The organism is Paracoccus sp. (in: a-proteobacteria) (genome assembly GCF_030604785.1).
GTDB lineage: Bacteria > Pseudomonadota > Alphaproteobacteria > Rhodobacterales > Rhodobacteraceae > Paracoccus.
The window spans coordinates 46,411-68,844 of sequence record NZ_JAUVVF010000005.1 but is presented as its reverse complement, the minus strand read 5'-3'; the positions used below and the strand labels follow the sequence as shown (position 1 = coordinate 68,844).

Below are 22,434 nucleotides of genomic sequence, written 5' to 3'. Positions count from 1 at the left end.
CATGAACGGGATGATCGCGGCAGCCTTCTCGCGTTCGCGGACCATCGTCCTGGTGATGTTCGCGCTGCTTCTGTCGGGCTTCTACGCCTATGTGTCGATCCCGAAGGAATCGATGCCCGAGGTCGACATCCCGATCTTCATCGTGAACGTCACCTATAGCGGCGTCAGCGCCGAGGATGCCGCCAAGCTGCTGGCCGAGCCGATCGAACGGCAGGTCAACGCGCTGGAGGGGCTGCGGCGCATGACCACCAAGGCCAGCGAGGGCTTCGCCTCGGTCCAGCTGGAATTCCGGCCCGGCTTCGATCAGGACACGGCGCTGCAATCGGTCAAGGATGCGGTGGACGATGCCGGTCCCGACATCCCGCAGGGCGCGGACGGCCCCTTCGTGCGCGAGATCGACATGTCGATGTTCCCGATCCTGACGGTCGCGCTGTCGGGCCATGTCCCCGAGCGGGAGCTGATCCGTCTGGGCCGCCAGCTGGCCGACCGGATCGAGACGGTCAGCGGCGTGCTTCAGGCCGACCTGACCGGTGACCGCGAGGACCAGCTTGAGGTTCTGATCGACCCCCTTGCGATGGAGACCTACGGCATCTCGCCCGGGCAGCTGTCGCAGGCGGTGCAGGCCAACAACCAGCTGATCGCGGTGGGCAGTTTCGATACCGGCGCGGGGCGGCTGGGCGTGTCGATCCCCGGCACGGTCGTGCGGCTGGACGAAATCATGTCGATCCCGGTTCTGGTCAACGGCCCGACCGTCCTGCGGGTGCAGGACGTGGCCGAGGTGCGCCAGACCTTCAAGGACCCTGTCAGCTATGCCCGCATCGACGGCCAGCCCGCCCTGGCCATCGACGTGCGGAAATCCGCGGGCGCCAACGTGATCGACACGGTCGAGGCCGTGCGCGCCGAGGTGAACCGGACGATTTCGGGCTGGCCGGGTCAGGTTCAGGTCGATTTCATGAACGACCAGTCCGTCGAGATGCGCGACCTGCTGTCGGATCTGCAGAACAACGTCATCGCCGCCGTGGTGCTGGTGATGCTTGTCACGGTGCTGTTTCTGGGCACGCGCGCCTCGCTTCTGGTGGCGGTTGCAATCCCGGGCTCTTTCCTCGGCGGCATTCTCGTGATCTGGGCGCTTGGCTTCACGCTGAACGTGATCGTGCTGTTCGCGCTGATCCTTGTCGTGGGGATGCTGGTCGACGGCGCCATCGTGGTGGTCGAACTGGGCGAGCGGCTGATCGCCAAGGGCCACAACAAGTTCGACGCCTTCCTCATGGCCGCGCAGCGCATGGCCTGGCCGATCACGGCCTCGACCGCGACGACGCTGGCGGTGTTCTTCCCGCTGCTGTTCTGGCCGGGCCTGGCGGGGCAGTTCATGTTCTACCTGCCCGCGACGATGATCGCGACGCTGCTGATGTCGCTGGCGATGGCGCTGATCTTCGTGCCGGTGGCGGGGACGGTGCTGGGCGGGGGCGGCGACGGCAATCTGGCCCCGGACGAGGCCGAGGTGCCGTCGGTGATGAACCGCTTCTCGGGCTGGACCATCGCGCGGCCGGGCACCTCGCTCGGGCTGGCGATCCTGGGGCTGCTGGCGGTGTTCTACGCCTATTCGCTGCTGGGCCGGGGGGTGGATTTCTTCCCCGCGACCGATGCCGAACGGGCGCAGGTCCAGATCACCGCGAACGGCAACCTCGCGGTGCAGGAGGCAGACCAGCTTGTGCAGCTGGTCGAGCGCCGCCTGATCGGGCTGGAGGGGATCGACAGCGTCTATTCCCGCACCATCGGATCGGTCGAGGAACGGGTGCGGGGCAACATGTCCTCGGACGTGATCGGGCAGATCCAGGTCGAGTTCACGGATTGGCAGACCCGCCGCCGCTCGGGCGAGATCATCGACGAGATGCGCGCGCTGACCGAAAGCCTGCCGGGGCTGGGCATCCAGGTCGAGGCCGCCTCGGCCGGGCCGGGGGCTTCGCGCCCGGTGCAGATCGAGGTCTCGGCCCGGGACCGCGCGACCTTGCAGGCCGCCGCCGAGGCGATCGAGCAGCTGATGATCGAGGCGGGCACCTTCGTCGACATCGCCAATGACACGCCGCGCCCCAATCCCGAGATCCGACTGGTCGTGGACCGAGAGGAATCGGCGCGCTACGGGGTGGACATGGACACGATCGGTACCGCCGTGCGGCTGCTGACCAACGGCGTGAGCCTGGGCACCTATCTGCCCGATTTCGCCGATGACGAGGTGGACATCACCCTGCGCTACCCGCCCGAGCAGCGCAATTTCGAGAACCTCGCCAATCTGCGGGTGAACGTCGCCTCGGGGCAGGTGCCGATCTCGAACGTGGTGCAGATCATCCCCGCACCCGCGCCCGCCGCCATCACCCGCGTGGGCGCCCGCGAGACCCAGACGCTGAGCGCCGATCTGGCGCCCGGCACGACGCTGGCGGTCGAGTTGCAGCGCATCGGCGCGGCCATCGCGGCGCTTGATCTGCCCGAGACGGTCGAGGTCAATTACGGCGGCGAGATCGAGGACCAGCAGGAGGCGATGACCTTCCTTGTCGGCGCCTTCTTCGTGGCCCTGTTCCTGATGTTCACGATCCTGTTGATCCAGATGAACAGCTTCTATCAGGCTTTCCTGATCCTGACCGCGATCATCTTTTCCATCGCTGGCGTGTTCCTGGGCCTGATGATCCGGCAGGAGCCCTTCTCGATCGTGATGAGCGGCATCGGCATCATGGCTTTGGCCGGGGTGGTGGTGAACAACAACATCGTCCTGATCGACGCCTATAACGAGCATCGCGGCAACGGGCTGGACCCGGACCGCGCCGCCCGTCGCGCCGCCGCCGAGCGTTTCCGCCCGGTGATCCTGACCGCGACGACGACGGTGATCGGCCTGATGCCGATGGTGCTGGGCATGACGATCGACTTCGCGGGGCGCGACCTGTATTTCGGGGCGCCTTCGGGGCAGTTCTGGATCCAGCTTTCGACGGGGATCGCGGGCGGTCTGGTCGTGGCGACGGCGGTGACGCTGCTGCTGACGCCGACGCTGCTGGCCTGGGACGGGCGGCGGCGCCTGCGCCGCGCGGCACGGGCCGAGGCGCGCCGGCAGTCCCGGCGCGGCGCGGTTCAGCCCGCCGAATAGGGCCGCGCGATCCGGGGATCGAAAAAGGGCCGCCCTACGGGGCGGCCCTGTTCTTTCGCGCCGATGCGGCCTTACTGGAAGGCGCGGTCGGTGACGGCGGTGGTGAAGGCGCCTTCGGGCGCGGCCGAGATGACCGGGTCCGAGCCGCCCGCCAGCAGCGTATCGACCGTGCGCTGGTAATCGGCCTGATCCAGCGTGCCGTTCGAGCCTTCCAGCAGCTTGGCGATCTCGCCCATCATGCGGGTCTGATGCTCCAGTGTCTGGGCGCCGGTCTCGTCGTTCTCCAGCACGATCTCGGCGGCCTGTTCGGGATTGGCGGCGGCGAATTCCCAGCCCCTCATGCTGGCCCGGACAAAGCGCGCCAGCTTGTCCACCATCTCTTCGTCGGACAGAGCGGGTTCCAGGACGTAAAGCCCGTCCTCCAGCGTGGCGACGCCCTGATCCTCGTATTTGAAGGTCACCAGATCCTCGGGGGCGATGCCCGCATCGATCACCTGCCAGTATTCGTTATAGGTCATCGTGCTGATGCAGGCGGCCTGCTTCTGCAGCAGCGGATCGACGTTGAAGCCCTGTTTCAGCACCGTCACGCCATCGGCCCCGCCCTCGGTCGAGAGGCCAAGCGTGTTCATCCAGGACAGGAACGGGTATTCGTTGCCCGAGAACCAGACGCCGAGCGTCTTGCCCGCAAAATCGGTCTCGGGATTCTCGATGCCGCTTTCCTTGAGGCAGGTCAGCATCATCCCCGAGGATTTGAACGGCTGCGCGATGTTCACCAGTGGCAGGCCGCGTTCGCGCGCGGCCAGGGCTGCGGGCATCCATTCGACGATGACATCGGCCCCGCCACCGGCCAGAACCTGCGTCGGCGCGATGTCCGGGCCGCCGGGCAGGATGGTGACGTTCAGGCCCTCTTCTTCGTAGAAGCCCTGATCAAGGGCAACGTAATAGCCCGCGAACTGGGCCTGCGTGACCCATTTCAGTTGCAGCGTCAGATCGTCTGCCTGCGCCGCGCCCGCCATGAGTGCCAGCCCTGCGGCCGAAATCATCAGTCGTTTCATCTGCGTCCTCTCCTGTTGGTGGGCCTTGACGGCCCGGTCAGCCGCGCTGCGACGGGTGCCAGAAGGTCACCTTCTTCTCGATCAGCGCGACAATTCCGTAGAACAGCGTCCCCGCCAGGGCCGCCACGACAATCTCGGCCCAGACCAGCGGCAGGTCCAGCCGCCCGACCGCCGTCGAGATGCGAAAACCCATGCCGCGCGTGGGGCTGCCGAAGAATTCGGCAACGATGGCGCCGATCAGGGCCAGCGTCGTCGTGATCTTCAAGCCGTTGAAAAGGAACGGCATCGCGGCGGGCAGGCGCAGCTTCCACAAGGCGGGCCAATAGGGCGCGGCCCAGCTGGACATCAGGTCGCGCTGCATCGGCTCGGTCGCCTTGAGGCCCGCGACCATGTTCACGAGGATCGGGAAGAAGACCATCACCACGACCACGGCGGCCTTGGACTGCCAGTCGAAGCCGAACCACATGACCAGGATCGGCGCGATCCCCACGATGGGCAGGGCCGAGACGAAATTGCCGATCGGCAGCAGGCCGCGCTGCAGGAACGGGCTGCGGTCGATGGCGATGGCGGTCGCCACGGCGGCGGCGGCCCCGATCACCCAGCCCGACAGCGCGCCCTTCAGGATCGTCTGCACGAAATCGGCCCAGAGGATTGAGCGGTTCGCAACGACGCTTTCCGCGATCAGGCTGGGCGCGGGCAGGATGACGGTCGGCACCTGATAGATGCGGACCGTCATCTCCCAGAGCAGGATGATCGTGGCCCCGAAGATCAGCGCGACGGCGGTGCGCGTCGCGCGCGTGTCGAAGCGCGCCAGCCACAGGTTCAGCGCCAGCCCGGCCAGCCAGACGCCCAGGATCGGTATCGCGCTCATCGGGCCAGCCCCATGCGTTTGAGGGTGGCCCGTTCCAGCAGGCCGACGATGGCGACCAACGTGGCGGCCAGGATCGCGGCGGCGAACAAAGCCGACCAGATCTGCACCGTCTGCCCGTAATAGCTGCCCGACAGAAGCCGAGCGCCCAGCCCCGCCGTGGCGCCTGCGGGCAATTCGCCCACGATGGTGCCGACAAGGGCTGCGGCGATGGCCACCTTGAGGCTGGCAAAGAGATAGGGCAGCGACGAGGGCAGGCGCAGATGCCAGAAGGTCCGGCCTCCGCCCGCGCTCCAGCTGCGCATCTGGTCAAGCTGCATCCCGTCGGGCGTGCGCAGCCCCTTGACCATGCCGACCAACACCGGGAAAAAGGACAGCCAGGCCGCGATGATCGCCTTGGGCAGAAGCCCCGTCACCCCGATCGAGGCCAGGACCACGATCACCATCGGCGCGATGGCCAGGATCGGCACGGTCTGGCTGGCCACGGCCCAGGGCATGACCGACTGGTCCATCGCGCGGCTATGCACGATCCCGATAGCCAGCACGATCCCCGCCGCCGTGCCGATGGCAAATCCCGCCAGCGTCGCCGACAGCGTGACCCAGCCATGCCAGACCAGCGACCGGCGCGAGGTGACGGCCTGTCCTGCCACGCCCTGCCACAGCCCCTCGGCCACCTGATGCGGCGCGGGCAGGACCGGTCGGTCCTGTGAAAGGGTGCGCGAGACAAGCTCGGGCAGGCTCAGCTCGATGCCCGCACGGGCGGCCTGATCGCGTTCCCATTGCGCGTTCATGCGGATCGCGCCCAGATACCAGATGCCGATGATGATCAGAAGCACGGTCAGGATCGGCACCAGATTGCCGCGCCCGGCTCGGCGCCACGCCTCAATCATGGGCATGACCCTCGCGCAGGCCCTCGCGCACCTCATGGGCCAGCGCGATGAATTCGGGCGTGTCGCGGATGTCCAGCGGACGCTCGGCGGGCAGGGTGCTTTCGATCACGCGGGTGATCCGGCCCGGACGTGGCGACATGACGACGATGCGGGTGGACAGATAGACGGCCTCGGGGATCGAATGAGTGACGAAACCGATCGTCTTGCCGGTCTTGCGCCACAATTCCAGCAGCGCCTCGTTCAGGCGGTCGCGCACGATCTCGTCCAGCGCGCCGAAGGGTTCGTCCATCAGCAGGATGTCGGCGTCGAAGGCGAGGGCGCGCGCGATGCTGGCGCGCTGCTGCATGCCCCCCGACAGCTGCCAAGGGAACTTGGCGCCAAAGCCCGACAGCTCGACCAGATCCAGAACGCGGGCGATCCGCTCCGCCCGCTCGGCGCGCGAGAAGCCCATGATCTCCAGCGGCAGCGAGATGTTCCCGGCGATGGTCCGCCACGGATAAAGCCCCGGCGCCTGAAAGACATAGCCATAGGCCCGCGCCCGCCGCGCGGCGTCCGGCTCCATCCCGTTCACGCTGAGCGTGCCGCCCGTCGGCGTCTCCAGCGCGGCGATGCTGCGCAGAAACGTCGTCTTGCCGCAGCCCGAAGGCCCGATGAAGCTGACGAATTCGCCGCGCCCGATGGACAGGTCCACATCCTTGAGGGCATGGACCGGCCCATCCGCGGTCTGGAAGGTCAGGCTGACGCCGCGCGCCTCGATGACCGGGGCGGCAGGGGCGATGGCGGCGTTCCGGGGCAGGGGGCTTGCGTCCAACTCAGACCCCCGTCGCCGGAATGCCGGTCCGCTCGACCGGACGGGGCGCGGTCAGCTCCTTCCAGGCCGACAGCGCCCTGTTCACGGCCGGTCGGCGCGCGCGGGCGACGAATTCGCCATGCCCCTCGCGGCTTTCGATCTTGCCCTCGGTCACGGCGACCACGCCGCGCGTCAGCGTGAAACGCGGCAGACCCTTGACCCGCTGCCCCTCGAAGACGTTGTAATCGATGGCCGATTGCTGCGCGCCGGCGGTGATGACCTTTTCGGCTTCGGGGTCCCAGACGACCAGATCGGCATCCGCCCCGACCAGAACGGCGCCCTTCTTCGGATACATGTTCAGGATCTTGGCGATGTTGGTCGAGGTCACGGCGACGAATTCGTTCGGCGTCAGCCGCCCCGTCCCGACGCCATGCGTCCAGAGCATCGGCATCCGGTCCTCAAGCCCCCCGGTCCCGTTCGGGATCTTGGTGAAATCGCCGATCCCGAAACGCTTCTGCTCGCTGGTAAAGGCGCAGTGATCGGTCGCCACGACCGACAGGCTGCCCGATTGCAGACCCGCCCAGAGGCTGTCCTGATGCGCCTTGTTGCGGAAGGGCGGCGACATGACGCGGCGGGCGGCATGATCCCAGTCGGGGTGGAAATACTCGCTCTCGTCCAGGGTCAGGTGCTGGATCAGCGGCTCGCCCCAGACGCGCTTGCCTTGCGCCCGCGCCCGGCGGATCGCCTCATGCGCCTCCTCGCAGCTGACATGCACGATGTAAAGCGGCACGCCGGCCATGTCGGCCACCATGATGGCCCGGTTCGCGGCCTCGCCCTCGACCTGGGGCGGGCGCGAATAAGCATGGGCCTCGGGGCCGCAATTGCCCTCGGCCAGCAGCCGCGCCGACAGTTCGGCTACGACATCGCCGTTTTCGGCATGGACCATGGCCAGCCCGCCCAGATCGCCCACCCGGCGGAAGCTGGCGAACAATTCGTCATCGTTCACCATCAGGGCGCCCTTGTAGGCCATGAAATGCTTGAAGCTGGTGATGCCCCGATCCACGACGGCCTGCATCTCGTCGAAGACCTGCTCGCCCCACCAGGTGACGGCCATGTGATAGCTGTAATCGCAATGCGCGCGGCTGACCTTGTTGTCCCACATCTGCAGCGCGTCCAGCAGCCCCTGACCGGGCGAGGGCAGGGCGAAATCGACGACCATCGTCGTCCCGCCCGCCAGCGCCGCGCGCGTGCCGCTTTCGAAATCGTCGGCCGAATAGGTGCCCATGAAGGGCATCTCCAGATGGGTATGCGGATCGATCCCGCCCGGCATGACATAGCAGCCCGAGGCGTCCAGCACCCGATCCCCCACCAGCCCCTCGCCGATGGCCGCGATCCGGCCCCCCTCGATCAGCACATCCGCCTCATAGGTCAGATCCGCCGTGACGATGGTGCCGCCCCTGATGACCGTGCTCATGGCCTTCCCTCTTCTTCGTTGTCCAAATACCCCGGGGGTCCGGGGGCTGGCCCCCGGCGCCCGCCGCTCAGCGCCAGCCCCTCAACGGTCGATCCCGGCGGCGTCCAGCACCGCATGCAGCAGCACGTCGCAGCCCGCGCGCGCCCAGTCCGGCGTGATCGCCTCTGCCTCGTTATGGCTCAGCCCGTCCACGCAGGGACACATGATCATCACCGTGGGCGCGACGCGGTTGATCCAGCAAGCATCGTGACCCGCGCCCGACACGATATCCATATGGCTCAGCCCCAGGGTCTCTGCCGCGCGCCGGACGCTGGCGACCAGCCCCGCGTCGAAGGTCACCGGGTCGAAATGCCCGACGGGCTCGATCTCGATGCCCAGCCCCAGATCCGAGGCGATTTCAGCGGCTTCCGCCTCAAGCCTCGCACGCATCGAGGTCAGTTTCCCCAGATCAGGCGAGCGGAAATCGATGGTGAAGACCGCCTTTCCGGGGATCACGTTGCGGCTGTTCGGCCAGACATTCGCCTGGCCCACGGCGCCCACCGCATCGGGCTGGTGGTCCATCGCGATCCGGTGCACCGCCTCGATGATCCGCGCCATGCCCAGACCGGCATTCACCCGCATCCCCATCGGCGTCGAGCCCGTATGCGCGTCCTTCCCCGTCAGCGTGACCTCTAGCCACCAGAGGCCTTGGCCATGCGTCACCACGCCGATCTGCTTGCCCTCGGCCTCGAGGATCGGGCCCTGCTCGATATGATACTCGAACATCGCGTGGATCTTGCGATCGCCCGGTTTCTCGTCGCCGCGCCAGCCGATCCGGTCCAGCTCCTCGCCGAACCGCTTGCCCTCGGCATCGGTGCGGCTGTTGGCGTAATCCTCGTCATGCACGCCCGCAAAGACGCCCGAGGCCAGCATGGCCGGCGCGAAACGCGCGCCTTCCTCGTTGGTCCAGTTCACCACCACGATGGGTCGGCGCGTGCGGATGCCCAGATCACGGATCGAGCGGATCACCTCCAGCCCGGCCAGAACGCCCAGCACGCCGTCATACTTGCCGCCGGTGGGCTGGGTATCCAGATGGCTGCCGATATAGACCGGGTCCAGATCGGGCTGGGTCCCCTCGTGGCGCATGAACATGTTGCCCATCCGGTCGAGCCCCATCACCATCCCGGCATCCTCGCACCAGCGCCGGAACAGCGCGCGCCCCTCGGCATCGGCATCGGTCAGCGTCTGGCGGTTGCAGCCCCCCGCGATGCCGGGGCCGATCCGGGCCATCTCTTCAAGACTGTCCCACAGCCTCTGGCCGTCCACCGCCAGATTCGCAGCACTCATCACGGCGCTCGCGTCGCTCATTCGTCTCGTCCTTCCTGTCGTGCCGCCCCGTTCTGTCGCGGGGTCGGCTTGATGGGTTCCGCGCCTTACGCGGCGGCTTTCAGCACATCGCCAAGCGTGCCGATCAGATGGTCGATCTGCGCCTCGCTGATGATCAGGGGCGGCGACATGGCGATGATGTCGCCGGTGACGCGGATCAGGATGCCGGCCTCGAATGCCTTGATGAAGACGTCGAAGGCGCGCTTGCCGGGCTGGCCGTCGATCGAGGCCAGTTCCACCGCGCCGATCAGGCCCATATTGCGGATGTCGATCACATGCGGATGGTCCGCCAGGCTGTGGATCGCCTCTTGCCAATAGGTTTCAAGGCTGGCGGCGCGGGTCAGCAGCCCTTCCTCGGCATAGGTGTCCAGTGTGGCGATGGCCGCGGCGCAGCTGATCGGGTTGCCGGAATAGGTGTAGCCGTGGAACAGTTCGATGATGTGCTCGGGGCCCTGCATGAAGGCGTCGTGGATCGCGCCCGAGGTCAGCACCGCGCCCATCGGGATGACGCCGTTCGTCAGGCCCTTCGCACAGGTGATCATGTCGGGGACGACGCCGAAATGCTGGGCGGCAAAGGGGCTGCCCAGACGGCCGAAGCCGGTGATGACCTCGTCGAAGATCAGAAGGATGCCGTGCTTGCGGGTGATCTCGCGCAGCTTCTGCAGATAGCCCTTGGGCGGCATCAGTACGCCGGTCGAGCCCGCCATCGGCTCGACGATCACGGCGGCGATGGTCTCGGCCCCGTGCAGCGCCACGATCCGTTCCAGCTCGTCGGCCAGATGGGCGCCGTGTTCGGGCTGGCCCTTGGTCATGCGGTTCTCGGGCAGGTGGGTATGGGGCATGTGATCGACGCCGGCCAACAGCGTGCCGAAATGGCGGCGGTTGTTCACGATCCCGCCGACCGAGATGCCGCCGAAGCCCACGCCGTGATAGCCGCGCTCGCGCCCGATCAGGCGCGTCCGGGCGCTGTCGCCGCGGGCGCGGTGATAAGCCAGCGCGATCTTCAGCGCCGTATCGACGGCTTCCGAGCCGGAGTTGCAATAGAAGACATGCTCCATCCCCTCGGGGGCGATGTCCACGATGCGGTTGGCCAGCTCGAAAGCCAGCGGATGGCCCATCTGGAAGGCGGGGGCATAGTCCAGCTCTCCGATCTGCGCCTGCACGGCCTCGGTGATGCGCGGGCGGCAATGGCCGGCATTGCAGCACCACAGGCCCGCCGTCCCGTCGAGGATCTGCCGGCCGTCGGCCGAGGTGTAATGCATGTCCTTCGACGCGACCAGCATCCGCGGCGCCGACTTGAACTGGCGGTTCGCGGTGAAGGGCATCCAGAAGGCGCGCAGGTCATTCGGGGCGGGCTTGCGATCGAGCGGCATGGGTAACGTCCTCACGGAATATTGACCAAACGGTCAGGATCAGGCTAGCACGGGTCCAGTGCCAGTCAAGCGCCGTGATGGGGCGCAGGGCCGATACAGGGACGCTGCCGGTTTTCCGAGCATGCCAGAAGGATCGACGCGATGACAGAGGCTGCGCCGGCCGCGATGACGCGAATTCAGCAGAAGAATCGCGACCTGATCCTTGAAGGTGCCCTGACGGCCTTTTCGGCGAATGGCTTTCGCGGAGCCACGATCGACCAGATCGCGCGGGCGGCGGGCCTCTCCAAGCCGAACGTGCTGTATTACTTCGCCTCGAAGGATGAGATCCACAAGACGCTGCTGACCACGCTTCTGGAGATGTGGCTGGATCCGCTGCGGCGGCTGGACCCCCAGGGCGACCCGCTGTCCGAAGTGCTGGCCTATATACGCGCCAAGCTGATGATGTCGCGTGATTTTCCGCGCGAAAGCCGGCTCTTTGCCTATGAGATCCTGCAAGGCGCGCCCCATCTGACCGAGGTTCTGGGCGGCGGCCTGCGCCAGATCGTCGATGACAGCGCGGCGATCCTGGGGCGCTGGATGGACGAGGGGCGGCTGCGCCGCGTCGATCCGCATCACCTGATCTTCTCGATCTGGGCGCTGACGCAGCATTATGCGGATTTCGATGCCCAGGTGCGCGCGGTCCTTGGCGCCTCGCGCGATCCCATCGCCGAGGCCGAGGGCTTTGCCGAGGACCTGTATCGCCGGCTGCTTGCGCCCTGATCAGCTGCGCTGCGACTTGCCCAGCAATTCGGCAGCGGCCATGATCATGGTCAGGTTCTCATGCGCCGAGGCGATGAAGTCCGGACGCTCGCCCGAGGCCCAGTCCTTGGTCGCGGCGTTGGTTGCGGCGACGATGGCGGCGGCCAGAATCTCGATCAGGCGCGGGTCCGAGCCGGGCAGGCGGCGATGCAGCAGGTTTCGCATCTGCGCGCGCCGGGCCAGCATGGCGCTGTTGCGCAGCGCCTCGAGCTTCGCATCGGTCTCGCTGAGGCGCAGCAGGTGGCCGATCATCTCGCGCTCGTCCAGAAAGCGCGACAGATGCGCCTCGATCAGGCGCGACAGGTCGTCGATCAGACGCCCGCGGCCCGCCACGAAGGCTTCGCCCGCATCGGCCGGATAATCGGGCGGCGGCCCCATCAGGGCGGCCTCCTTGTAGGGGTAATAGTTGAAGAAGGTGCGGGTGCTGATTCCCGCCTCGCGGGCGATCGCCTCGGTGGTGACATTGGCAAGGCCGTCACGCACCGCCAGGGCAACGGCGGCAGACTGGATCTTCTTGGCCGTCTTGAGGCGTCGGGCTTCTTGGGGGCTCATGCCGTTCCGTTCGATCTGTCAGTGCCGCCCCACGTTGCGGCGTAGCGCGCGGCGCTGCAAGGGCGAAATGTGAATATGATCAACGAAGACGCCCGCCTGTTGCGGGGGCGCCTTGGCATTTGCGGGGACGTTCTGCCCTCAGCTGCCCCAGGTGCGGACCGGGCCGCAATCCATGTGAACGAAGTTCGAGCGCGTGTAGCGGCCCACGCCGCCCGCGCGGCAGGCCACGGCGGCCTGGTACATCTGCGCGACCGATCGCGACTTGAGACGCAGGTCGGCAGCCTTGCCGGTCGTGTGCAGCGAGTTCTGAGCCACGCCGCCCGATTGACGCCGCAGCATGGCGTTCGTGCGCGGCGAGCGGTAGCCCGACAGCATCATGTAGGGTTCGTTCGTCTGCAGCAGGCGCGCCGAGGCCGCCGCCACGTCGATGGTGCGCGGGTCGATGCCGATCACCTCGCCCGTGCGCCAGTCGCGCATGAAGATGTTGATCTCGTTCAGCGCCTCGCGGACATATTTGCCGTCGATCCAGTAGACGGTGTCGATGCTTTCCCCGGTCCGGCCGTTATACATGCGCACCCGCCGCATGTCGCCCGCATTGCCGCGCAGAAATCCGAAAGCGTTGGCCATGACCGGAGCGGCCGCAACGCTTGTCGCCGCAAACACACCGAGAATGCCGCGACGAGAGATAAGGTCCAAAGTCATGTCAGATCGCCTGTCCTGCATCGTTCTTGGTTTCCACGCATGGCGCGGCACGTTCGGGTTGTACCCCCGCTGTGCTAACAATATGTCAAATTCCGGTGTGGAACGAAACGGATTCTGGCCTGCGAACGTTGCATCGTGCAAATTGGGCGGGTTCTTGCCGATCCCCGGGCACTGTCACCGATCTGCATCTGTCTGTGACCGACCCGCCACAAGAGCGGTTTTCGCCAGACCGATCAGCCGCTTGACAGTGACAGTGCGCCGGGCGGCGGGTATTGTCCAGACAAGGTCTGAGGGTCGGTGATGGTGCTGCGTCTGTTTCTGAAATCCGTGCCGTTGCTGGCCGCAGCGCTGCTGGCCGGGCCCGCGATGGCGCAGATCGGTCACGGAACCGCGACCTCGGTCAGCGTGGCAAATGCGCCGCGCCTGCATTTCACCCCTGACGAAATGGCGCTGGCCGAGGCGATCGCGGGCGATCCCGATCTGGCGGCCTTCTACGGGCGGCACGGGCTGCGGCCGGTCTTTCTGGGCGAATCTGCGGCGCCCCGTCGCGAGGCGCTGCGCCGCGCTATCGCCGAGGCGCCGCGCCATGCCATCCCCTCGGCCCGCTACGCGCCGCATCTTCTGGGCGCGACCGAGGGGATCGAGGCGGAACTGGCCCATGCCCGCGCCCTGTCGCGGCTGCTGTCGGACCTGTCGGGCGGCGTCCTGCGCCCCTCGCGCGTCGATGGCGAGATCAAGCGCGAGGGCGGCGGGCATGACGTGCCGGGCCTGCTGGCGCGTTTCGTCGAATCGTCCGACCCGGCTGCGGTGATCGCGTCGGCGGCGCCGGACCATCCCGCCTATCGCGCCCTGCAGCAGGCCTTGGCGGGCAGGGCCGATCTGGACATCCCGCACCACCTGCCGCGGGTGCCCGAGGGACTGTGGCGGATCGGCATGCGGGGGGGCGACCTGCCCCTGATGCGCGCGCGGCTGGAGGCGATGGGCCTTTCCGCGCCGGCCGCCGAGCCGACGCTTTATGACGCCGAACTGGCGCTGTCGGTGCAGCGCTTCCAGGAGGCTGCGGGACTGCCTGCCGACGGCATTGCCGGGCCGCAGACGATCCGCGCGCTGAACGGCGAGACGCCTTCGGGGCAGGACGGGCGGCAGCGCGCCATCGCCGTCGCGCTGGAGCGGCTGCGCTGGATGGGCGGGCATGACCTGAACCAGCGCCATGTCTGGGTGAACATCCCCGAATACAGCACCACCATCGTCGAGAACGGGGCCGAGATCTTCCGCACCCGCAGCGTCGTGGGCAAGCATGCCGACGAGATGCGGACGCCGGAATTCTCGGACATGCTGTCCCATATCGTGGTGAACCCGACCTGGACGGTGCCGCCGGGGATGCTGCAGCGCACCTATCTGCCCAAGCTGCGCGAGAACCGGCACGCCTTTCCGCATCTGGATGTGATCGACCGTCGCGGCAATGTCGTCCCGCGCGAGGCGCTGGACCTGTCGGGCGGCTTTCCCTATCGGCTGCGCCAGAAGCCAAGTGACGACAATGCGCTTGGCATCGTCAAGTTCATCTTTCCCAATCCCTGGAACATCTATCTGCACGACACCCCGAACAAGAGCCTGTTCGGCAACCGGATGCGGGCGGCCTCGAATGGCTGCATCCGGATCGGCGACCCGGTCGATCTGGCCCACCAGCTGCTGTCGCGCCAGACGGACGACCCGGCCGCGATGTTCCGCCGCGCGCGCGACAGCGGCCGCGAGCAATGGCTGACGATGCGGCCCGCCATCCCGGTCCATCTGGTCTATTTCACCGCCTGGCCCGATGATCAGGGGCGGGTGCGGCTGTTCGATGATGTCTATGGCCGCGATGCCCGCATCTGGCGCGCGCTGCAGGACGCCACGCAGGGCTGACGCTGCGGCACGGCCAGCAGACTGGCGCGGCGCGGCCAAACAGGCTAAGTCGCGTCGGGAAAGGGGGCGACATGCCGATCACCATCCGCGACCTGGCCCAGACCCTCGGCGCCCGCGCCTGGGGCGAGCTTGACCTGAACGTCACCGGTGCCGCCGAACCCGCCTCCGCAGGCGCCGCCTCGACCGGCATCATCGCGCTGGCCATGGCGCCGCGCTATGCCGAGGCGCTGGCCCCCGGCGCCATGGCGATCCTGGCCGAGGGGATGGACCCCGAGGCGCTTGGCCTTCGGGCCGCGATCTTCGCGCCCCGGCCCCGGCTGGTCATGGCCGGGCTGACGCAGGCCTTCGATCCCGGCCCCGACATCGCCCCCGGCATCCATGCCAGCGCGGTCATCGACCCTTCGGCGCAGATCGGCGAGGGCGCCTCGATCGGACCCTTCGTCGTGATCGGGGCCGGCGTGGTGATCGGCGCGCGCGCCCGAATCGGCGCCCATGCCAGCATCGCGCGCGGCAGCCGGATCGGGGATGATGCGCTGATCCATGCTGGCGTGCGCATCGCCCATGGCGTCACGGCGGGCGACCGGCTGATCGTCCAGCCCGGCGCGGTGATCGGCGGCGACGGCTTCTCTTTCGTCACGCCCGAGGAATCCGGCATCGAGGAGATCCGCCGCACCCTCGGCCAGCGCGACGCGATCAAGGCGCAGCACTGGACGCGCATCCATTCGCTTGGCGGCGTCGAGATCGGCGATGATGTCGAAATCGGCGCCAATGCCACGATCGACCGCGGCACGATCCGCGCCACGCAGGTCGGATCGGGCACCAAGATCGACAACCTCGCGCATCTGGGCCACAATGTCGTGGTGGGCCGCGACTGCCTCATCTGCGGACAGGTGGGCATTGCGGGCTCGTCGCGGATCGGCGACCGCGTGGTGCTGGCCGGGCAGGTCGGCGTCAGCGACAATATCGAAATCGGCGACGACGTGATCGCCGGCGGCGCGACCAAGATCTTCACCCGCGTCCCTTCGGGCAGGGTGATCCTGGGCAATCCCGCCGTGAAGATGGAAACGCAGATGGAGATCCAGAAGGCCATGCGCCGTCTGCCGCGTTTCGCAGAACAGCTTTCAAAACTTCAGCAATCCGTTACACGACTGTTGGAAAAGGGCTGATCAGGAGGCCATATGACCGACGACATCAAGAACCGCATCCGCGCCATCATCGCCGAACAGGCCATGCTGGAACCCGAGCAGATCACCGATGACGCGACCCCGCAGGATCTGGGCATCGACAGCTTGGGCCTGGTCGAATCCATCTTCGCCATCGAAGAGGAGTTCGACATCTCGATCCCCTTCAACGCCAATGAACCCGAGAAATCGGATTTCGACATCTCGTCCATGGGCACGATCATCGCAGCGGTCGAACGGCTGGTGGCGGAAAAGGGCTGATGGCGGGCAAGGACAAGACCCCGCCCGCCGATATCGAGGCGCTGGCCGATGCGGGCATTGCCGCGCCGGCGGTGCAGGGGACGGGCGGTCTGACCGCGCGGTCCGGTCTGCGCCGGGTGGTGATCACCGGCGCCGGCACGATCAACGCGCTTGGCGCGGACGTGGCCTCGACGCTGGACGCCTTCCGCGAGGGGCGTTCGGGCATCACCCAGCTTCAGTTCCGCGATGTCGAGCGGCTGTCCATCCAGATCGGCGCGCAGGTCCATGACTGGCAGCCCGAGCAGTATTTCAACCGCCAGCAGATCCTGCTTTACGACAAGTTCACGCAATTCACCCTGCTGGCTGCCAAGCAGGCGGTCGAGCAATCGGGCCTGCATTTCGAGGGCGCGATCGGCTTTCGCTCGGGCGTGGTTCTGGGCACGGCCGGGGGCGGGCTGAACACCTGGGACGAGAATTACCGCGCCGTCTACGAGGAAGGGAAGAACCGCGTTCACCCCTTTGTCGTCCCCAAGCTGATGAACAATGCCGCCGCCAGCCATGTCAGCATGGAATTCGGCCTGCGCGGCCCGTCCTTCACCGTCGCCACGGCCTGCGCCAGCTCGAACCACGCGATGGGCTTGGCCTTCCAGATGGTGCGCTCGGGCGCGGCCGAGGTGATGCTGTCGGGCGGGTCCGAGGCGATGCTGTGCTTCGGCGGCGTCAAGGCGTGGGAGGGGCTGCGCGTCATGTCCAAGGATGCCTGCCGCCCCTTCAGCGCCAACCGCAACGGCATGGTCCAGGGCGAGGGGGCGGGCGTCTTCGTCTTCGAGGAATACGAGCATGCCCGCGCGCGCGGCGCCGACATCCTGGCCGAGGTGGTGGGCTTTGCCATGTCCTCGGACGCGCAGGACATCGTCATGCCCTCGGCCCAGGGGGCGGAACGCGCGATCACCGGCGCAATGCAGGATGCCGGGCTGAACCGAGACGAGATCGGCTATATCAACGCCCATGGCACCGGAACGGCCGCCAATGACAAGACCGAATGCGCGGCGGTGGCTCATGCCTTCGGCCATCACGCCGACCGGCTGATGATCAGCTCGACCAAGTCGATGCACGGCCACCTGATCGGCGGGACCGGTGCGGTCGAGCTTCTGGCCTGCATCATGGCGCTGCGCGAGGGCGTGATCGCGCCGACTATCGGCTATGAAGAGGCCGATCCGGAATGCGCGCTGGATGTCGTGCCGAATGTCGCGCGCGAGGCGCGGGTCGATGCGGTCCTGTCGAACGCCTTTGCCTTCGGCGGCCTGAACGCGGTCATCGCGCTTCGGAGGGTTTGACGCGTCCAGCATGGAAAAGGCCCCCGCATCGGGCGATGCGGGGGCCTTTATCGTGTGGAGCTGCCCCTTTACTCGGCGGGCGCTTCTTCGGTCGCGTCGGCCGGTTCCTCGGCCTCAGTCTCGGCATCCTCGGCGGCGGGGGCTTCCGGCTCGGCCTCGACATAGGCGGTCAGCGCGTCAAAGGCCGCGGTGAAGCCGGACAGCGAGGCCACCAGGTTCACCGGCTGTGCGGGATCGCCGCCAAAGGGCAGAAGCTGGATCGTCGCGCGGCTGCCGCGCTTCATCGCGGCGACTTCCTCGGCGGTGAAACCCATCTGCGACACGCAGCCGACCTGGGTGCAGACGCCAAACGGATAGCCGCGCGCCTCGCCATTGTCGATCTGCAGGCCCAGACCGTTCAGCAGGTCGGTCTCGAGCGGGGCGATCAGCCGCGCGCCGGCGGCAAGCTCTCCGTTGACCAGCGGAAAGACGGACAGTTCCGCGACGGCATTGTCCTCGTCATCGACCAGCAGCTTGTACATCTCGCACGGGTCCTTGGGCTGATCGGTGCGGATGCAGCGGATCACCCAGTCCTGATGCTCGGACAGCGCGTAATAGGTGCCAAGGCGCGGCTGGCCGCCTTCCTCGGCCGCCTGTTCCGACGGGGTGGCGTCGGCCGGTTCAGCAGCGTCGGCAGCAGGGGCCGCGGTCTCGGCCTCGGGGGCGGTGGTCTCGGCCTCGGCGGGGCTGTCGGTGGCGGGGGCTGCGTCCTGCGCGAAGGCCGGCATCGCGACCAGCGCAAGGGCGGCAAGCAGCGCCGTGGTTGTCTTCTGCATGATCTTTCTTCCTCTGATCAAAGCCTTGAGCATGGCCTATCACGCCGCCGGGCCGATGTCAGGCAGCACGTCACGCCATCGGCATCACCTTGCCTTGAAAGCCGTGTCAGGTGGCGGGCAGGCCCGCATCGGTGAAGATCAGGCCGCGCTGGCGCAGCGTCACGGCAAGCTGCTCGCTGGTGAAGACACCGTTCAGCGTCAGCACGATGCGGCCATCGACCGCGACGCTGGTGATCGCCGTGTCCTCATCGGCGCTGACGGTGATCGCCGGGGGCTTCGTCTCGTCGAATTCCGCATAAAGGGTCAGGCTGTCCTCGGCCGGGTCGAAATCGGTGATCCGCGCCGCGTCGCCGCGCACGTCATAGACCATGCGGAACGAATCGGCCCCGCTGCCGCCCGACACGATGTCGTCGGGCGAGAACAGCAGCTGGTCGTCGCCTGCATCGCCGAACAACTGCTCGGCGCCGCCGCGCGCCCAGTTCGCATCGGCATCCAGACGGTCCGAGCTGATGATGTCATTGCCCGGCCCGCCGTAGATCACATCGGTGCCGCCGCCGCCCGCAAGGCTGTCATCGCCGGTCCCGCCATAGAGCGTGTCGTTGCCGGTATTCCCCTCCAGCCGGTCATTGCCTGCAAAGCCGCTGATCACGTCGGGGCCGCCAAGCCCCAGCAGGATGTCGTCGCCATCCGTGCCGTCCATCCGGTCCGCGCCGTTCGTCCCGGTCAGGTTCAGGCCCGGCGTCGGATCGGTGCCGCCATCGTCATCATCGCTGCTGAAGGGATCCGTGGCCAGAAATACGGTCAGACCTCCGAAAATCAACGCATTGGCGATGAACGCCCACTCATAGACCATTGTACGACAACCTTTCACGCGGTGGGTCCGCTGCCTGTCATCACTTGAGCATATCCGGCCCCTGCGTCAAATGATTCCGCTGTTGCGCGCGACAAGTTTGTCAAATTGCAAATGGCGGCCCCGAAGGGCCGCCATTCCTTGGTCTAGCGGTGATATGCTGATCGGATACGCCGGTCAGTTCGCCGGGGCAGGCGCCGTTCCGGCATCGCCCGGTGCGGGCTGCATCGCCGGGTCGCCGGCCGGGTCATTGGCCGGCACCATCGCCGGATCGCCACCAGCCGGAGCCATCGCCGGGTCGCCGCCCGCCGGGGCCATCTCGGCCGAAGGCGCGGTCTCACGGTCGCGGAACACGTATTCCGGGGCCGCATCGGCCTCTTCGCGGGTCAGATTGGCCGTGATCTCGCGGGCGTCGTAGTTGATGGTCAGCTCTTCCCAGGGCAGGGCGATGTCCTTCTGGCCGATGCCCAGGAAGCCGCCGACGCCGATGATGGCGGCCTTCAGCTCGCCCGTCTCGCCGTCGAGGATCAGGTCCTTGATCGAGCCGATGCCCGTCCCGTCCGGAGCCTCGACATTCGTGCCGGTGATCCAGTCGAGGCGCAGTTCGTTCGTGGCCTGCTGCTGGACGACCTTTTCGCTGGCGGCGGCCGCCGCCATGTCGGCATCCTGGTCGGTGGCCACGTCATCCGTCATCGGGTCGGCCATGGGGTCCGCGGCCGGGTCGGCCATCGGGTCGGTCGCGGGATCGGCCATCGGATCGGCGACGGGGTCCGTGGTCATCGGCGTGGTGGCCGCGGGATCGGTCGCGTCCGGCTGCATGGTCGCGTCGCCGGCGGGCTGCATCGCCGGGTCGTCGGCGGGCAGGGTGGTGTCCTGGGCGAAGGCCGCGACCGAGAAGGGCAGGGCCAGAGCAGTGGTCAGCATGAGCTTGCGCATGATGTATCCTCCTGTAAGAGAAGCGCCCGGTGGGCCGCTATTGTGGATACAATTCCATGCCTCGGCTGCTGGTTCCCTCTGCTCTGCGCGCGATCGGCGAAAGCCTGCCGCCGACCGCCCTGACGTCCTGCGGGGCTTGGTCTCAATCCTCTCCGCGGAAGGGCTGGACGTATTGCAGCGCCATGTCCCAGGGGAAGAAGATCCAGGTGTCCTGGCTGACCTCGGTCACGTAGCTGGCGACCATCGGCTTGCCCTTGGGCTTGGCATAGACGGTGGCCAGATGCGCCTTGGGATACATCTGCCGGATCAGTTCCAGCGTGCGGCCGGAATCAACCAGATCGTCGACGACGAGAATGCCGTCGCCATCGCGCATCAGCTCGGCATCGGGGCTTTTCAGCACTTCGAGCTGACCCTGACCGGCCGCCGCGCCCACGCCCTTGTAGGACCGGATCGAGATCGTGTCGATCGTGCGGATGTCCAGTTCGCGCGCGACGATCATCGCGGGGACCAGCCCGCCGCGCGTCACGGCCACCACCGCCCGCCATTCGGTTCCGTCAAGGCGCCAGGCCAGCGCGCGGGCGTCGCGGTGCAGCTGGTCCCAGCTGACATGAAAGCCTTTCTCGTGGGGCAGGCGGTCGTTCACGGTCTTCTCTCCTTCAGGGGCGCAGGATCAGCGAAAGGCCAAGCGCCAGAATGGCCAGACCCGCCGCCCGGTCGATCCAGAATTTCGATGCAAGATAGCGCCGCCGCAGCAGGGGCAGGGCCATCAGGCTGGCCAAAGCGGTATAGAAGAACAATTCGACCGACAAGGCCACCATGTAGATGGCGCCCTTGTCGGCAAGGTTCAGCGCGGCCGGAAAGATCGATAGCAGCACCGCCGAATAGAACAGCGCCGGCTTGGGATTGGCGAGGTTCAGCATCACGCCGGCCCGGAAGCTCATGCCGCCGCCGGCCGGATCGGGCAGCGGGTCGGCGGCGTGGCGCCACATCTGCGCGCCGATCCAGACCAGATAGGCGCCGCCTGCCAGGGTCAGCGCCGTCAGCGTCCAGGGCGCGACGCGGAACAGGGCCGTCAACCCCAGCAGCGCAAAGAGGCACCAGACCGAGGCGCCGAGCGCCAGCCCCCAGCCATAGGACAGCGCATGCCTGCGGCCCAGGGCAAAGGCGCCCTGGCTGACCGCGATGACGCCGGGGCCGGGCGACAGGATCGCCACCGACAGGGTCGCCACGAACACGGCCATCTCGGCAGAGGTGATCTGAAGCATGGCGCGGCCCCGGCTGGCCCCTGGGGGCCTAGTCCTTCTTGACCACGGCGGCGATGTCGGGCGCGTCCACGGCCTTCATGCCCACCACATGGTAGCCCGCATCGACGTGATGCGTCTCGCCGGTCACGCCGCTGCCCAGATCCGACAGCAGGTAGAGCGCCGACTTGCCCACATCCTCGGTCGTGACGTTGCGGCGCAGGGGCGAGTTCAGCTCGTTCCACTTCATGATGTAGCGGAAATCGCCGATGCCGCTGGCGGCCAGCGTCTTGATCGGACCGGCGCTGATCGCGTTGACGCGGATGCCGTCCTTGCCGAAATCCTCGGCCAGATAGCGCACCGAGGCTTCGAGCGCGGCCTTGGCGACGCCCATCACGTTGTAATGCGGCATGACCCGTTCGGCGCCGTAATAGGTCAGCGTCAGCATCGAGCCGCCATTCGGCATCATGGCGGCGGCCCGGCGGGCGACGGCGGTGAAGGAATAGACCGAGATGTCCATCGTCATCATGAAGTTGTCGCGCGTCGTCTCGGCATAGCGGCCGCGCAGCTGCTCCTTGTCGGAAAACCCGATCGCATGGACGATGAAGTCGAGGCTGCCCCAGCGTGCCGACAGATCGGCGAACAGGGCGTCGATCGTGGCCTCGTCCGAGACGTCGCAGGGCAGGACCACGTCCGAACCCAGCTGCGCCGCCAAGGGCTCGACCCGTTTCTTCAGAGCCTCGCCCTGATAGCTGAAGGCCAGCGTTGCGCCCTGTTCGGCCAGCGCCTTGGCGATGCCCCAGGCAATCGACTTGTCATTCGCCAGCCCCATGATGAGGCCGCGCTTGCCTGACATCAGGCCGCACCCCTGCTCGCTTGACATTGGCTGTCCCTCGCGGTTTCAACACTTTACGACGTCGTGATTAGGCCAA

The 22,434-nt window shown here is 67.2% G+C and carries 21 protein-coding genes; 6 read left to right on the top strand and 15 right to left on the bottom strand.

Annotated features, from left to right (window positions below; genetic code table 11):
- Position 1: 1 nt before the first annotated feature.
- Complete coding sequence (locus QAR72_RS03110) at positions 2-3,133, top strand: efflux RND transporter permease subunit (RefSeq protein WP_304615902.1); 3,132 nt, start codon at positions 2-4, stop codon at positions 3,131-3,133.
- 71 nt (positions 3,134-3,204) lie between these two features.
- On the opposite strand, the gene QAR72_RS03105 is transcribed toward QAR72_RS03110, so the two are convergent.
- From QAR72_RS03105 to QAR72_RS03075, 7 genes are all read right to left on the bottom strand, one after another.
- Positions 3,205-4,188 carry an ABC transporter substrate-binding protein gene (locus QAR72_RS03105; RefSeq protein WP_304615901.1) on the bottom strand — a complete coding sequence of 328 codons (984 nt, stop codon included), beginning with the start codon at positions 4,186-4,188 and terminating at the stop codon, positions 3,205-3,207.
- Between the two features lie 37 nt (positions 4,189-4,225).
- The gene (locus QAR72_RS03100; protein ID WP_304615900.1) at positions 4,226-5,059 is read right to left on the bottom strand and encodes an ABC transporter permease; all 834 of its coding nucleotides are present in this window, start codon (positions 5,057-5,059) and stop codon (positions 4,226-4,228) included.
- Positions 5,056-5,946, bottom strand: coding sequence for an ABC transporter permease (locus tag QAR72_RS03095; RefSeq protein WP_304615899.1), 891 nt, complete (start codon positions 5,944-5,946; stop codon positions 5,056-5,058). Before QAR72_RS03095 ends, QAR72_RS03100 begins: the two co-directional genes overlap by 4 nt.
- Entirely contained in the window at positions 5,939-6,757 is an 819-nt protein-coding gene (locus tag QAR72_RS03090) for an ABC transporter ATP-binding protein (protein WP_304615898.1), read from the bottom strand. Before QAR72_RS03090 ends, QAR72_RS03095 begins: the two co-directional genes overlap by 8 nt.
- A 1-nt stretch (position 6,758) precedes the next feature.
- Positions 6,759-8,210: a dihydropyrimidinase gene (gene hydA, locus QAR72_RS03085; protein ID WP_304615897.1), complete on the bottom strand. Its 1,452-nt coding sequence runs from the start codon at positions 8,208-8,210 to the stop codon at positions 6,759-6,761.
- An 81-nt stretch (positions 8,211-8,291) separates the two neighbouring features.
- Positions 8,292-9,536, bottom strand: coding sequence for a Zn-dependent hydrolase (locus tag QAR72_RS03080; protein WP_304615959.1), 1,245 nt, complete (start codon positions 9,534-9,536; stop codon positions 8,292-8,294).
- Positions 9,537-9,622: 86 nt separating this feature from the next.
- The gene (locus QAR72_RS03075) at positions 9,623-10,948 is read right to left on the bottom strand and encodes an aspartate aminotransferase family protein (protein ID WP_304615896.1); all 1,326 of its coding nucleotides are present in this window, start codon (positions 10,946-10,948) and stop codon (positions 9,623-9,625) included.
- A gap of 141 nt (positions 10,949-11,089) precedes the next feature.
- On the opposite strand from QAR72_RS03075, the gene QAR72_RS03070 reads away from it, so the two are divergent.
- On the top strand, positions 11,090-11,707 hold the full coding sequence (locus QAR72_RS03070) for a TetR family transcriptional regulator C-terminal domain-containing protein (RefSeq protein WP_304615895.1): 618 nt from the start codon (positions 11,090-11,092) through the stop codon (positions 11,705-11,707).
- Here the strand turns inward: QAR72_RS03070 and QAR72_RS03065 are convergent, their stop codons facing one another.
- On the bottom strand, positions 11,708-12,298 hold the full coding sequence (locus QAR72_RS03065; protein ID WP_304615894.1) for a TetR/AcrR family transcriptional regulator: 591 nt from the start codon (positions 12,296-12,298) through the stop codon (positions 11,708-11,710).
- A 138-nt stretch (positions 12,299-12,436) separates the two neighbouring features.
- The gene (locus QAR72_RS03060; protein WP_304615893.1) at positions 12,437-13,000 is read right to left on the bottom strand and encodes a YcbK family protein; all 564 of its coding nucleotides are present in this window, start codon (positions 12,998-13,000) and stop codon (positions 12,437-12,439) included.
- Positions 13,001-13,300: 300 nt separating this feature from the next.
- On the opposite strand from QAR72_RS03060, the gene QAR72_RS03055 reads away from it, so the two are divergent.
- The 4 genes from QAR72_RS03055 (at position 13,301) to QAR72_RS03040 (ending at position 17,660) form a co-directional block, all read left to right on the top strand.
- Positions 13,301-14,902, top strand: coding sequence for a L,D-transpeptidase family protein (locus QAR72_RS03055; RefSeq protein ID WP_304615892.1), 1,602 nt, complete (start codon positions 13,301-13,303; stop codon positions 14,900-14,902).
- 71 nt (positions 14,903-14,973) lie between these two features.
- Complete coding sequence (gene lpxD, locus QAR72_RS03050; protein ID WP_304615891.1) at positions 14,974-16,068, top strand: UDP-3-O-(3-hydroxymyristoyl)glucosamine N-acyltransferase; 1,095 nt, start codon at positions 14,974-14,976, stop codon at positions 16,066-16,068.
- A gap of 12 nt (positions 16,069-16,080) precedes the next feature.
- A complete protein-coding gene (locus QAR72_RS03045; RefSeq protein ID WP_304615890.1) occupies positions 16,081-16,344 on the top strand; it encodes an acyl carrier protein in 264 nt (87 codons plus the stop codon).
- A 107-nt stretch (positions 16,345-16,451) separates the two neighbouring features.
- Positions 16,452-17,660 (top strand): beta-ketoacyl-[acyl-carrier-protein] synthase family protein, encoded by a 1,209-nt coding sequence (locus QAR72_RS03040; RefSeq protein ID WP_304615958.1) that lies wholly within the window; start codon positions 16,452-16,454, stop codon positions 17,658-17,660.
- A gap of 68 nt (positions 17,661-17,728) precedes the next feature.
- On the opposite strand, the gene QAR72_RS03035 is transcribed toward QAR72_RS03040, so the two are convergent.
- From QAR72_RS03035 to fabI, 6 genes are all read right to left on the bottom strand, one after another.
- Positions 17,729-18,475 (bottom strand): invasion associated locus B family protein, encoded by a 747-nt coding sequence (locus tag QAR72_RS03035; protein WP_304615889.1) that lies wholly within the window; start codon positions 18,473-18,475, stop codon positions 17,729-17,731.
- Between the two features lie 106 nt (positions 18,476-18,581).
- Positions 18,582-19,328 (bottom strand): calcium-binding protein, encoded by a 747-nt coding sequence (locus tag QAR72_RS03030; protein WP_304615888.1) that lies wholly within the window; start codon positions 19,326-19,328, stop codon positions 18,582-18,584.
- 174 nt (positions 19,329-19,502) lie between these two features.
- On the bottom strand, positions 19,503-20,261 hold the full coding sequence (locus QAR72_RS03025) for a PRC-barrel domain-containing protein (protein ID WP_304615887.1): 759 nt from the start codon (positions 20,259-20,261) through the stop codon (positions 19,503-19,505).
- A 142-nt stretch (positions 20,262-20,403) separates the two neighbouring features.
- A complete protein-coding gene (gpt, locus tag QAR72_RS03020; RefSeq protein ID WP_304615886.1) occupies positions 20,404-20,904 on the bottom strand; it encodes a xanthine phosphoribosyltransferase in 501 nt (166 codons plus the stop codon).
- A gap of 13 nt (positions 20,905-20,917) precedes the next feature.
- Complete coding sequence (locus QAR72_RS03015) at positions 20,918-21,526, bottom strand: LysE family translocator (protein ID WP_304615885.1); 609 nt, start codon at positions 21,524-21,526, stop codon at positions 20,918-20,920.
- A gap of 28 nt (positions 21,527-21,554) precedes the next feature.
- Positions 21,555-22,385 carry an enoyl-ACP reductase FabI gene (gene fabI, locus QAR72_RS03010; protein ID WP_304615884.1) on the bottom strand — a complete coding sequence of 277 codons (831 nt, stop codon included), beginning with the start codon at positions 22,383-22,385 and terminating at the stop codon, positions 21,555-21,557.
- Positions 22,386-22,434: the final 49 nt, after the last annotated feature.